14 protein-coding genes are annotated in these 11,796 nt (G+C 70.6%); 6 read left to right on the top strand and 8 right to left on the bottom strand.

Features of this window, described 5'->3' with window-relative positions:
- On the bottom strand, positions 1-210 hold a 210-nt coding region (locus ACWDU1_RS20880; protein WP_450000720.1), incomplete at its 3' end, for an SRPBCC domain-containing protein.
- Positions 200-544, bottom strand: a complete 345-nt coding sequence (locus ACWDU1_RS20875; protein ID WP_450000719.1) for an ArsR/SmtB family transcription factor — start codon at positions 542-544, stop codon at positions 200-202. The genes ACWDU1_RS20880 and ACWDU1_RS20875, both read right to left, overlap by 11 nt.
- A gap of 137 nt (positions 545-681) precedes the next feature.
- Here ACWDU1_RS20875 and ACWDU1_RS20870 point away from each other — a divergent pair, with 137 nt between their 5' ends.
- Positions 682-1,149 (top strand): MarR family winged helix-turn-helix transcriptional regulator, encoded by a 468-nt coding sequence (locus ACWDU1_RS20870; RefSeq protein ID WP_450000718.1) that lies wholly within the window; start codon positions 682-684, stop codon positions 1,147-1,149.
- 127 nt (positions 1,150-1,276) lie between these two features.
- Here ACWDU1_RS20870 and rplT read toward each other — a convergent pair whose 3' ends face one another.
- The 3 genes from rplT to infC all read right to left on the bottom strand — a co-directional run bounded on the left by rplT (position 1,277) and on the right by infC (position 2,735).
- Positions 1,277-1,657 (bottom strand): 50S ribosomal protein L20, encoded by a 381-nt coding sequence (gene rplT, locus ACWDU1_RS20865; protein WP_450000717.1) that lies wholly within the window; start codon positions 1,655-1,657, stop codon positions 1,277-1,279.
- Between the two features lie 113 nt (positions 1,658-1,770).
- Positions 1,771-1,965, bottom strand: coding sequence for a 50S ribosomal protein L35 (gene rpmI / locus ACWDU1_RS20860; protein ID WP_357425544.1), 195 nt, complete (start codon positions 1,963-1,965; stop codon positions 1,771-1,773).
- A 143-nt stretch (positions 1,966-2,108) separates the two neighbouring features.
- Entirely contained in the window at positions 2,109-2,735 is a 627-nt protein-coding gene (infC, locus tag ACWDU1_RS20855) for a translation initiation factor IF-3 (RefSeq protein ID WP_450000715.1), read from the bottom strand.
- 352 nt (positions 2,736-3,087) lie between these two features.
- Between infC and ACWDU1_RS20850 the strand changes: the two genes are divergently transcribed.
- Positions 3,088-3,615, top strand: a complete 528-nt coding sequence (locus tag ACWDU1_RS20850) for a DinB family protein (RefSeq protein WP_450000714.1) — start codon at positions 3,088-3,090, stop codon at positions 3,613-3,615.
- 59 nt (positions 3,616-3,674) lie between these two features.
- Positions 3,675-4,016, top strand: a complete 342-nt coding sequence (locus ACWDU1_RS20845; RefSeq protein ID WP_450000712.1) for a DUF1844 domain-containing protein — start codon at positions 3,675-3,677, stop codon at positions 4,014-4,016.
- An 85-nt stretch (positions 4,017-4,101) separates the two neighbouring features.
- On the opposite strand, the gene ACWDU1_RS20840 is transcribed toward ACWDU1_RS20845, so the two are convergent.
- Entirely contained in the window at positions 4,102-4,584 is a 483-nt protein-coding gene (locus tag ACWDU1_RS20840; RefSeq protein ID WP_450000710.1) for an iron chaperone, read from the bottom strand.
- Between the two features lie 72 nt (positions 4,585-4,656).
- Positions 4,657-5,013: a VOC family protein gene (locus tag ACWDU1_RS20835; protein WP_450000709.1), complete on the bottom strand. Its 357-nt coding sequence runs from the start codon at positions 5,011-5,013 to the stop codon at positions 4,657-4,659.
- Between the two features lie 229 nt (positions 5,014-5,242).
- On the opposite strand from ACWDU1_RS20835, the gene ACWDU1_RS20830 reads away from it, so the two are divergent.
- From ACWDU1_RS20830 to ACWDU1_RS20820, 3 genes are all read left to right on the top strand, one after another.
- Complete coding sequence (locus tag ACWDU1_RS20830) at positions 5,243-8,065, top strand: ATP-binding protein (RefSeq protein ID WP_450000707.1); 2,823 nt, start codon at positions 5,243-5,245, stop codon at positions 8,063-8,065.
- 127 nt (positions 8,066-8,192) lie between these two features.
- Positions 8,193-8,816 carry a TetR/AcrR family transcriptional regulator gene (locus ACWDU1_RS20825; protein ID WP_450000706.1) on the top strand — a complete coding sequence of 208 codons (624 nt, stop codon included), beginning with the start codon at positions 8,193-8,195 and terminating at the stop codon, positions 8,814-8,816.
- Between the two features lie 42 nt (positions 8,817-8,858).
- Complete coding sequence (locus tag ACWDU1_RS20820; RefSeq protein ID WP_450000704.1) at positions 8,859-10,457, top strand: FAD-dependent monooxygenase; 1,599 nt, start codon at positions 8,859-8,861, stop codon at positions 10,455-10,457.
- A gap of 17 nt (positions 10,458-10,474) precedes the next feature.
- Here ACWDU1_RS20820 and ACWDU1_RS20815 read toward each other — a convergent pair.
- Positions 10,475-11,796, bottom strand: a 1,322-nt coding sequence (locus ACWDU1_RS20815) for an ATP-binding cassette domain-containing protein (RefSeq protein ID WP_450000703.1), incomplete at its 5' end; no start/stop codon positions are given.

The following is an 11,796-nucleotide window of genomic DNA, read 5'->3' as shown; positions in this document are numbered from 1 at the left end:
GTCCAGATGCGGTACGAACGCGCCGCCGTCCACGCTCATCCGGGTCACGAAGGCACCGGCCGGACGAATCTCCAGCCGTTCGACGCGGCAGCGGGCGGGTGCGGGCAGCCACCACCGCGCCAGACTGCCGGGATCGGTCCAGGCGTTCCAGACGGCGGCCCGCGGGGCACGGATCACACGGTGCAGGGTGAGGTCGAGATCAGGGTTCATCGGTGGACTCCGGGGTTTCGAGGAGGAATTGTTCGAGCCGGTCGGTGCGGTCTTCCCAGACACGCCGCTGTTCGGCCAGCCAGCCGTCGATCAGCGCGAAGCGTTCGCGATCGAGCTCGCATTGCCGCACCCGGCCGGTCTTGACCGTCCGGACCAGCCCGCTGCCCTCCAGTACGCGGAGGTGCTTCATGAACGACGGCAGGGTGATCGGCAGGTCCCGCGCCAGTTCGCCGACACTGGCCGGACCGGCCCCGAGTCGCCGGATCACCGTCCGCCGGGACGGGTCCGACAGTGCCGCGAACACACTGTCCAGCGACTCCGAATACTTAGCCATATGGCTAAGTATTAACCGATACCCCCTCGCTCCGCAAGGCCTGACAACCGAGCGTTACAGCACCCGCCGCCGAACGCCGTAGCATCCGATCAAATAACTGTTACGACAATTACTGTTTGGACAGCTATATTGCGAGGATGGAGAACGCCACCGCCCTGCGCACCGCATCCCTGCTCCACGACTGCGCGCGGACCCTGACGCGACTGCTCGACCGGCAACTGGCCACCCATGAGGTGACCGCTCAACAAGCAGCCCTGTTGATCAACCTCGCCAACGGCGAGACCAGTCCGAAGCGGCTTGCCGTGGCACTCGGCACGGATACCGCCGGAACGACCCGGCTGATCGACAGACTCGAAGCGAAGGGCCTGCTGCGCCGCCGCCGCGATCCCGGCGATCGCCGGGCCGTGATCCTCGAACCCACCGATTCCGGGCAGCGAACGGCTCCCGCGCTCGTACCCGCCTTCGGCCGGGTCGCGGCGACCCTGTTCGACGGACTCCCCGACGCCGATATCCGGCGCGTCGGGGACCTGCTCGAACGCGTTCTGGCGAATGCCGAATCGCCGCGCGACGACCAGGACAGGGGCGACCGGGCCACGCCGGAGTGACCAGCCCGAGGGCGTCCGCCCGCCCATCGCACGACCGGCCGGACAACGCCCCGAAAGACGAAAGGCCCCCTCCTGGGAGGGGGCCTTTCTCATCGAACCGGACGAAGCGCCGGCCCGGAAAAACGACTCAGGCGGCCGGGGCGTTGACGTCCGCGGGCAGCGCGGCCTTGGCGACGGCGACCAGGCCGGCGAACGCCTCGGCATCGGAGACGGCCAGCTCGGCGAGGATCTTGCGGTCGACCTCGACACCGGCGGCCTTCAGGCCCTGCACGAAGCGGTTGTAGGTGATGTCGTTGGCGCGGGCCGCGGCGTTGATACGGGCGATCCACAGCTTGCGGAAATCACCCTTGCGGGCCCGGCGGTCCCGGTAGGCATAGGTGAGCGAGTGCAGCTGCTGTTCCTTGGCCTTGCGGTACAGCCGCGAGCGCTGCCCGCGGTAGCCCTTGGAGGCCTCGAGGATGGAACGGCGCTTCTTCTGAGCGTTGACGGCCCTCTTGACGCGTGCCACTGGTCAGTCCTAATCGATCTTGGGGGTGCCCGGTCGAGCGCACCCGAGTGGGTCGGTTCTTCGTCGTCCGGTCGCGGTCGCGGTGCCGGACGGTATCTGCCCCGGGAAGGGGATCAGATACCCAGCAGCTTCTTCACACGGCGGACGTCGGGTGCGGAGACCGACTCCGTGCCGTCCAGACGACGAGTCCGGCGGGAGGACTTGTGCTCGAGCAGGTGCCGGCGGTTGGCCTGCTGACGGCGCAGCTTGCCCTTACCGGTCACCTTGAAACGCTTCGAAGCGCCGCTGTGGCTCTTCATCTTGGGCATGGCAACCTCAATCTGTGTCGTGCCCGCGCAGGGGCGGACCAGGTGTACTGATCAGCGTTATTGCAGGCTCGACGCAATAGCGCTGCGGCGTACGCCGCGGTATGTGCGGATCGGCGCCGCGGTGTGCGGCGGCTACGCCGTTGTCATTGCGCGACCGGCCGGCCGGAGTTCGGAGCCGCGCCGCCGGGCTGCGACCGGACCGAATCCTCCGCGGCCTTGGCCCGCGTCTTCGCCCCCTTGTGCGGGGCGAGGACCATCGTCATATTGCGGCCGTCCTGCTTGGCCGAGGTCTCGACGAAACCCAATTCCGCCACATCGGAGGCCAGCCGCTGCAACAGCCGGAACCCGAGTTCGGGCCGGGACTGTTCGCGCCCCCGGAACATGATGGTGACCTTGACCTTCGACCCCGCTTCCAGGAAGCGCACCACATTGCGCTTCTTGGTCTCGTAGTCGTGATCGTCGATCTTGGGCCGCAGCTTCTGTTCCTTGATCACGGTCTGGACCTGGTTCTTACGGGACTCGCGCGCCTTCTGCGCGGTCTCGTATTTGAACTTGCCGTAGTCCATGATCTTGCAGACCGGCGGACGGGCGTCCGGCGCGACCTCCACGAGGTCCAGGTCTGCTTCCAGGGCGACGCGTAATGCATCTTCAACACGCACGATCCCAACCTGTTCACCGCCGGGTCCGATGAGCCGGACCTCGGGAACACGGATGCGATCGTTGATGCGGGTCTCAGTGCTGATGGGGCCTCCTAGGTCTAGCGGTGTCATCCGACGACCGCTCGAAATGAACCCCTGGTTCAACACGAAGGCCCCGTCGCGGTATTTCGCCGCTCCGAGGCCCGATGTCGACCGATCCACGCAGGTAAGCCACCTGCGGCACGATCGCGGCGGACCGCTCATCGTGAACCCGCCGTTCGAGGCGGGCGACCGGACCGTTTGACCAGGTGATCGCTCACCGGCAACGGTGGGAGTCGGGCTCCACTTGTCTGCCCCGGACAGGACCGGGGCGGTCGTCGCCGAAAAGTTTAACAGCCTACCGCCCGATCACCGAATCGGCGGGTGAACGCCGCCCACAAAACACGTTGCCCGCACCGGCGCGACTATGCCAGGCTACCGGCCCGTGAGTAGTCGCCGTGACCTCCTGCGCTGGCAGTTCGACCTCGTCTGGTCGCTGTCCCGGCTGCATTTCGACGCCCTGACCGACGACGACAGCCACTGGGCGCCCGCCGCGGTGAGCTGGACCGTGCGTCGCGGCGCCGACGGCCGCTGGCGGCCCGATTTCGCCGAAACCGAACCCGACCCGGTCCCGGTGCCCACCGCCGGCTGGCTCACCTGGCATATCGGCTGGTGGTGGAGTTCGGCCATCGCGCACGCCGAGGGCGATCCGATCCCCGAACGTACCGAGGTGTACTGGCCGGGCGATACCGCCGCCGCCCTGACCTGGCTCGAGGGTCTGCGCGAACGCTGGCTCGGCGTCCTGGACCGGCTCGGCGACGCGGAACTCGAACGAGCCACCTCCTACCCGTGGCCGGCCGAGGCGGGGCTCACGGTCGCGCACCTGGCGGCCTGGGTCAACGGCGAGTTGATGAAGAACGCCGCCGAAATCGGCCAGCTGCGGTTGCTGCGCGCGGCGGGCCCGGTGCGTTGACACCCGGCCCCGGCAGCCCGATCGCACCCCCCGATCAGCGCCGACCTTAGGGTGAGGCAATGACCGAACAGCCCGACGCCGAGGTGCGCGAACTGGCCGAGATCCCCGCGGTGGAGGTGATCAGCCGCGCCGCCGTGATGCTGATGAGTTCCGCCGCGGAGAAACTCGGGCTCGCCGACGAGGATCCCGAGAACAGTCCCCGCCGGGATATGGACGAGGCCCGCCGGGTCATCACCGCGCTGGCCGGTCTCATCACCGCGTCGGTGGAATACCTCGGCCCGCACGCGGGTCCGCTGCGCGAAGGGCTGCAATCACTGCAGAAGGCCTTCCGGGAGAGTTCGTCGGTGCCCGACGCGCCCGGCGCGGGCCCCGGCGAGAAGTACACCGGCCCGGTCCACTGACCCGCTCGGCCCATACGAACCGGTCCCGCCGGCACACCTGACGCCTGCCGCCGTGAATCCGGCGGCAGGCGTCATACGGGGAATTTCAGCCCGCCGCGCGTTTCACCAGTTCGCCGATGAATTCCTCGTCGGCCGCGGACAGGGTCGTCAGCGCGAACGCGGTCGGCCAGACGGCGCCGTCGTCGAGCCGGGCCGCGTCGTTGAATCCGAGGGTGGCGTACCGCGCCTTGAACTTGGCCGCGGACTGGAAGAAGCAGACGATCTTGCCGTCGCGGGCGTAGGCGGGCATCCCGTACCAGAGCTTCGGCGACAGGCTCGGCGCACTGGCCTGGATCAGCGCGTGGATCCGTTCGGCCAGCGCGCGGTCGGCGTCCGCCATTTCGGCGATCTTGGCCAGCACATCGGCCGCACCGTCGGCCGCGGCGGTGCGCGAATTACGGCGACGCGCGGCCGTCTTCAATTCCTGGGCGTGTTCTTTCATCGCGGCGCGTTCGTCGTCACTGAACGCCACCGCCGACGAGTTCTTCGCGGCGGTGCGGGTGCCGGCCTTGCGGGTGGTCGTGCTCATGGTCCTGATCCTTCGTCTCGGATGGTTCGGAGGGCGGCCGCGATACGCGGACGCCGGGAGGGGTGGCCGGCGTCAGCGGTCCTGGAGCAGGCCCAGGACGTTGCCGTCGGGGTCGGTGACGGTGGCGACGCGCCGGCCCGCGCCGACCTCGCGTACCGGTTCCCGCACGATGGCGCCGGCGGCGACGACCTCGGCGAGCTTGGCCTCGATATCGGGCACGTGCCAGTACGCGACCGGGCCGGTCATCTGCTGGGGGCCGCCCCCGGGTACGAGCCCGATGTGCTGGCCGGCGATATCGAATCCGACGTAGTAGGTGCCCTCGGTCTGCGGTGCGATCCCGAGCAGGGCGGCATAGACGGCCTCGGCCTTCCCGAGGTCGGTGACGGGGTGCAGCACGGTCTTGACGGCCGGGGTCTGGTCGGTGGTCATCGGAACTCCTCGGTTGGTCGCTTCGGAAACCGGAACGCGCGGCGCGAGTATCACGAAAGCTGTTGCACTACCGCTACTTTCGTCTATATCGTCGTGCGTTCCGGGTCGATGGGAACAACGTTAGGCCCGGCCGGGCGGCCTGCCATCCGTGCCGGCCACGGAACCCACCACGGAGAAAGCACGGAACGGGACCGCGCCGCGGCAGGGGTGGGTGCGCGAAGATGAGGGCGTGTCGAAACAGAAGGCCGCCGGTGCGATCTCCGGCCGCGAGGCCGAGGTCCTGGCGCTGGTGGGCCGCCATCGCAGCAATGCCGAGATCGGCGCCGAACTGTTCATCTCGGTGCGCACGGTGGAAACCCATGTCTCCTCGCTGCTACGCAAGGTGGGTGTCGCCGACCGGCGCGCGCTCGCCGACCGCGCGGCCGCGCTGACCGGGTCCGAACCCGCGGACCGGCCGGTGGCGGTGCTGCCGATGCCGCTCACCTCGTTCATCGGGCGCACCCGGGAGCGAGCCGCGCTGCGGGAGGCCGTGACGACCCGGCGGCTGGTGACCGCGCTCGGGCCCGGCGGTGTCGGGAAGACCCGGCTGGCTCTGGCCGTGGCCACCGATCTCACTGCCGATTTCGCCGACGGCGCCTGGTTCGTCGATCTCGTGCCGGTGACCGACGAGGCACTCATCGGTTCGGCCGTCGCCCGGGCACTGGGCCTCGGCGAACAGCAGGGCCGCACCCTCGACGACTCCGTCCTGACCGCTCTCGCCGATCGGCACACCCTGCTCGTACTGGACAACTGCGAGCATCTGCGCGAGGGAGCCGCGCCGTTCATCGAACGTCTCCTGGCACGCTGTCCGCGCGTGACGGTCCTGGTGACCAGCCGTGCCCGCCTCATGGTGCCGTTCGAACACGTCTACCCGGTCCCACCGATGATCCTCGACTCCGAGAACGGCGCCGAGGGCTCCTCCGATGCCATGGCGCTGTTCCTGGACCGGGCCGCCGCGCTCGGCTGGCCGATCGATCCCGGCCAGGCCGGCCGGGTGGACGAGATCTGCCGCCGCTTGGACGGCCTGGCCCTGGCCATCGAACTCGCGGTGGCCCGCCTGCCGACACTGGGCCTCGACGGGCTCACCGCGAGCCTGGCCGATCCGCTGCGCCTGCTGGTCGGCGGCCGCCGCGCCGATGACCGGCACCGCTCCGTGCGCGCGATGCTGGACTGGAGCCAGACCCTGCTCGATGACGCGGACCGGCGGCTGCTGCGCCGGGTCGCGGTGTTCGTCGCGCCGTTCGGCGCCGCCGACGCCGCCGTGGTCGCCGGATATCCCCCGCTGGATTCCGGCGCGGTACCCGACGGCCTGGCCCGGCTCGCCGAGCACAGTCTGCTGACCGCGGTCCCCGCCGCGACCGGCACCCGGTACCGGGCGCTGGAGACCATCCGGCAGTACGAGACCGAGCAATTGGCCGAGGCAGGTGAACTCGCCGAGGTGCGCGACCACCATCTGGACTGGTGCGCGGCGACCGTAGCCGGGCTCGCGGCGGAACTGCCGGTTACCGGCGATCGGTGGCGGGACCGCTTCGCGGCGACGATCGATGATCTGCGCGCCGCGCTGGCCTGGGCGGCCGAGCATCCGGACCACCGCGAGGCGGCGTACGATCTCGCCGTGGCGCTGGCCCGGACGACCTTCGCCCGGAACCTGACCGGTGAGGCCCAGCATCGGTACGAACAGGCCGCCGGACTCACCGCCGACCCGGTTCGCGCCGCCACCGCGCTCCGCCACGCGGCCGCGGTGGCCGGGTGCCGGATGCGCGGTGAGGATATGTACCGCCTGTACCGCCGGGCCGCGGAAACCATCGGGCGCGACCGGCCCGCGGCGGCCGCCCGGGATCTCGCGACTGCCGCGATCACCGTCTTCCGCCTCTCGGACACGTTCTCCCGGCCCCCGGAGCCGGGCGCGGCCGCCGCACTGCTGACCGAGGCCCGCACACTCGCCGGCCCCGACCCGGCCGCGGCCGCGGCCATCGCGCTGGCCGAATGCGGCGTACGCGCCCACACCGGTGACGACGGATCCGAACCGCAGGCAGGCGAGGCCGCCGCGGTCGCCCTGGCCGAACACGCGGTGGCGCTGGCGGACGCGACCGGCGACCCACTGGCCCGCAGCGCGGCGCTGGACGCGCTGGCGGCCGCGCAATGCTGGATCGGCGATACCTTCGCCGCCGCCGCGACCACCCGGTTGCGAGTCGAACTGATGGCCGCCGCACCGGACACCCCGGCGGCGGCCCTCGAACAGGTCAACGCCCTGGCCGAGGCCGCCGAGACCTGCCTGGGCGTCGGCGATCTGGCGGGGGCCCGGCGCTGGGGGACGCGTTTACGCGAGCTGCCGCTGCTGGCCGAACGCGGCGACTTCGCCACCTCCCGGCTGCTGGTGGCGGACGCGCTGGCGGGCAACAGCGCCGAGGTAGCGGCGGGCAGCGGACGTTTCGCCGACGCGTGGGAATTGTCCGGCCGGCCGCAGGCGCCGCACCTCGCGCCCGCGGCCGCCGCGGTGGCTCTGGTCCACGGTCTGCGCGGCGACGACGAGGCCCGGACGCGGTGGCTGGACATCGCCGGCGCGCTGGACGGCACGCCGGGGCATCGCACGGCCTACGGCGCGGTGTTCGACGCTCTCGTCCTGCTCCATCACGGACAGGCCGCTCGTGCCGCCGCCGGGCTGGATACCGACCCGGAACTCATGGACGTCCGCGATGTCTGGGTCTATCGCCACTGGTATCACGCCCTGCGCGCCGAGGCCGCCGTACTCGCCGACGGCCCCGCCGCCGCGGACCGGCTCGCCGCCGCCCGGGCGGAGGTGGCCGGGGACCCGCTCGCCGAGGCGATCGTCGCGCGGGCGGCGGCGCTGGGTGCCGGCGATCGTTCGCAGCTCACCGCCATCGCGGCGAGGTTCGCCGCGGCGGACTGCCCGTATCAGCACGCCCGGACCCTGGTGCTGGCCGGCGGTGACGCCACCGCCGCCGGTCACCGGGCGCTCGCAGAACTGGGTTTCGCGGTACCACCCCCGTAGCCGGGCAGGTGACGGCGCGCCCGCTCGGTGGATTCCATGGCCCGCGGCGCGTCCGCCAGGAGATCCGCGGAATATTTACCCATTGGGCAAACTTGCCCAATGGGCAAATTTATTGCTAGCCTCGGGTATGGCCAACGAACCCGACCCGCGACTCGGACTGCGTGAGCGCAAGAAGCTGGACACCCGGCGCGCCCTCAGCGACGCGGCCTTGGAGCTGGTGTTCGAACGGGGCCTGGACAACGTCACCCGAGAAGATATCGCCGCGCACGCCGGGGTCTCGCCGCGAACCTTCACCAACTACTTCGCCGGCAAATACGAAGCCCTCGTCTACCGGCAGACCGAACGCATGCTGCGCGCCGCGGCCCTGCTGCGGCAGCGCCCGGCCGCGGAACCGCTGTGGACCGCGGTGACCGAAACCCTGCACTCCGTCTTCGCCGAGGACATGGACCGGGCCGGGCTCCCCACCGCTGTCCAGCAGGCCGAGATCCGCAATCTGCTGGGGGCGCGGCAATCCCGCACCGCGCTACCACCCGAACTCTTCGACGCGTGGTCCGCGGCGATAGCCGAACGCACCGGCGCGGACCCGCATCGAGATCTGTACCCGCGGCTCGCGGCGGGGGTGGTCGGCGCGGTGCTCGAGGCCGTGGCCCACTGCTACGCCGAAGCGGACCCGCCGACCCCGTTCCTGCCCCTGCTGCGGCGCGGCTTCGCCGATATCGCCGCCGGACTCCCCCGGCCCGACCTGCACTGACCCACCCGTTCCGACAAACCTCCGAGAAGGGGGCTACTCGTCATGCCCGAAAACCCCGTCACGACCCCCGGCGCCGAACGACCCGATGTGGTGATCGCGGGCGCCGGCCCCAACGGACTGATGCTCGCCGGTGAACTCGCCCTCGCCGGTCACCGCCCGGTGGTGCTGGAGGCGCTCGCCGGCCCCGGCACCGAACCGAAGGCCAACGGACTGATCGGCCAGGTGGTCCGGCTACTCGATATGCGGGGCCTGTACCGCGAATTCACCGGATCCCCCGAGCCGCCGCGCCCGCTGCCCGCCTATATGTTCAGCGGATTGCCGTTGTCCTTCGCCGATATTCCCGACAATCCGCTGCACGGATGGGGAATTCCGCAACCCCGGCTGGTGCGTCTGCTGCACGAGTGGGCCCGCGGGCTCGGCGTGGAGATCCGGTGGCGCCATCGCCTCGTCGACCTCGTTCCGGGCCCGGACGAGGTGACGCTCACCGTCGAGGGCCCGGACGGGGTCCACACCCTCACGACCGGATTTCTCGTCGGCGCGGACGGCGGCCACAGCACTGTCCGCAAACTGGCCGGGATCGGCTTTCCCGGTATCAGCGCCACGGACAAGGTCACCCGGATCGCCCATATCTCGCTGCCCGACGAATTCCGCGGCACCGATGCCGGGCTGCGGGTTCCGGGGCTGGGCCCGGTGCCGTTCGGGCACAGCCGCCACGAGGGCGGCACCTTCGCGTTCGCGGAGCTGGAGGCCGGGCGTCCACTCGTCGTCACCACCGAATACCGGGAACCCGACGAATCGACGGCGCAGCCCATGAGCCTGCCGGAGATGCGTGCCAGCGTCCGCCGAGTGCTGGGGGCCGACCTCCCCTTCGACGCCCCCGGCGGACCGGGCCCGCACGCCCTGCGCCGCACCATCGGCCAGAACACCCGGCAGGCCGAACGCTACCGGGCGGGCCGCGTCTTCCTGGTGGGTGACGCCGCACATGTGCATTCGGCCATGGGCGGGCCCGGACTCAACCTCGGACTCCAGGATTCGATGAACCTCGGCTGGAAACTCGCCGCCGAACTCGACGGCCGGGCACCCGCCGGCCTGCTGGACACCTATCATGCCGAACGCCACCCCGTCGGCGCGCGGGTCATGATGAGTTCGCTGGCACAGACGGCGTTACAGCGTCCCGGTCCGGAGGTCACGGCGCTGCGCAGCCTCCTGACAGAGCTCCTCGCGGAGCCCCGCGCCACCGCCCATATCGCCCGCCTGCTGGCCGGAGCCGATACGCGCTACGACATCGGCGACACCCATCCGCTGGCAGGCCGTCTGGTACCGGATACCGAACTGGTCACACCCGCGGGCCCGGGCCGGGTCGCCGGACTGTTGCACAACGCCCGGCCGGTCCTGCTCGACTTCGGTGGCGGCGATACCGCCGCGGCGTCCGGGTGGCGTGACCGCGTCGACCTGGTCCACGCCGCCGCCGACGAGCCGCCGGCCCGCGCCCTCCTGATCCGTCCCGACGGCTACGTCGCGTGGGCGACCGATGACCCGGCACCCCGCGGCGACGGCCTGCCGAACGCGTTGACCCGCTGGTTCGGCCCGCCGTCCACCGCCGCGAACGCCGTGCCGGCGCCGGCACCGCCCGGACGGTAGGCGGCGCCGGATTCCGGTCAGCGCAGCGCAGCGGCCTTGCGGGCCAGGCGTTTCGCTTTCTGCGGGTCCGGAGTCTTCGCGGAGGCGGCGGGTTCCGCCTTCGCGGCCGTCTTCTTGGCCGGGGCCTTCTTCGCGGGCGCCTTCTTCGCCGGTGCGGCCGCGGCGGCGCGGGCCGCCGCGGCCCCCGACTTCGCCGCGGTGACCGCCGGTTGCGCCAGCACCTCCTTCAGGAACTGCCCGGTGTAGCTGTCCGTATTCTCGGCGATGTCCTCCGGGGTTCCCTCCCCCACGACCGTGCCGCCGCCGGAGCCGCCCTCCGGACCCATGTCCACGATCCAGTCCGCGGTTTTGATCACGTCGAGGTTGTGCTCGATGACGATCACCGAATTGCCCTTGTCCACCAGGCCGTTGATCACCGCGAGCAGTTTGCGGATGTCCTCGAAGTGCAGGCCGGTGGTGGGTTCGTCGAGAATGTAGACCGTCCGGCCGTTGGACCGCTTCTGCAGTTCGGCGGCCAGTTTCACGCGTTGCGCCTCACCACCGGACAGCGTGGTCGCGCTCTGCCCCAGCCGCACATAACCGAGTCCGACATCGACCAGGGTCGAGAGGTACCGGTGGATCGAGGTCACCGGTTCGAAGAACTCCGCGGCCTCCTCGATCGGCATATCGAGCACCTCGGCGATGGTCTTACCCTTGTAGTGCACCTCCAGGGTCTCCCGGTTGTAGCGGGCCCCGTGGCACACCTCGCACGGTACGTAGACATCCGGCAGGAAGTTCATCTCGATCTTGAGGGTGCCGTCGCCGGAGCACGCCTCGCAGCGCCCGCCCTTCACATTGAACGAGAAGCGGCCGGGCTGGTAGCCGCGCACCTTGGCCTCGGTGGTCGCGGCGAACAGGCTGCGGATCTTGTCGAAGACACCGGTGTAGGTGGCCGGGTTGGAACGCGGGGTGCGGCCGATCGGCGACTGGTCCACCCGGACCAGTTTGTCCAGCTGGTCGAGCCCGTTGACCCGGGTATGCCGTCCGGGAACCTTGCGCGCGCCGTTGAGCTTGTTGGCCATCACGGTCGCCAGGATGTCGTTGACCAGCGTGGATTTACCCGATCCGGAGACACCGGTGACGGCGGTGAGCACACCCAGCGGGAACGCCACATCGATGCCCCGGAGGTTGTTCTCGGTGGCGCCCACCACGGTGACCCGCCGCTTCTTGCTCACCGGGCGCCGCATCATCGGCACCTCGATCCGCTCCCGGCCGGAGAGATACGCCCCGGTCAGCGAGTTCGGGTCGGCGAGGAGTTCGGAATACGGCCCGCTGTGCACCACCCGGCCGCCGTGTTCAC

Source organism: Nocardia sp. NPDC003345 (genome assembly GCF_053589395.1).
Note: the sequence above shows the minus strand (reverse complement) of the source record. Positions and strands in the feature narration are given on the sequence as shown.

What these genes read in the sequence shown, in the direction of transcription:
- ACWDU1_RS20875 (WP_450000719.1), bottom strand. Translation starts at nt 544, where the DNA reads ATGGCTAAGTATTCGGAGTCGCTGGACAGTGTGTTCGCGGCACTGTCG.
- ACWDU1_RS20870 (WP_450000718.1), top strand. Translation starts at nt 682, where the DNA reads ATGGAGAACGCCACCGCCCTGCGCACCGCATCCCTGCTCCACGACTGC.
- rpmI (WP_357425544.1), bottom strand. Translation starts at nt 1,965, where the DNA reads ATGCCCAAGATGAAGAGCCACAGCGGCGCTTCGAAGCGTTTCAAGGTG.
- infC (WP_450000715.1), bottom strand. Translation starts at nt 2,735, where the DNA reads ATGACACCGCTAGACCTAGGAGGCCCCATCAGCACTGAGACCCGCATC.
- ACWDU1_RS20845 (WP_450000712.1), top strand. Translation starts at nt 3,675, where the DNA reads ATGACCGAACAGCCCGACGCCGAGGTGCGCGAACTGGCCGAGATCCCC.
- ACWDU1_RS20840 (WP_450000710.1), bottom strand. Translation starts at nt 4,584, where the DNA reads ATGAGCACGACCACCCGCAAGGCCGGCACCCGCACCGCCGCGAAGAAC.
- ACWDU1_RS20835 (WP_450000709.1), bottom strand. Translation starts at nt 5,013, where the DNA reads ATGACCACCGACCAGACCCCGGCCGTCAAGACCGTGCTGCACCCCGTC.
- ACWDU1_RS20825 (WP_450000706.1), top strand. Translation starts at nt 8,193, where the DNA reads ATGGCCAACGAACCCGACCCGCGACTCGGACTGCGTGAGCGCAAGAAG.
- ACWDU1_RS20820 (WP_450000704.1), top strand. Translation starts at nt 8,859, where the DNA reads ATGCCCGAAAACCCCGTCACGACCCCCGGCGCCGAACGACCCGATGTG.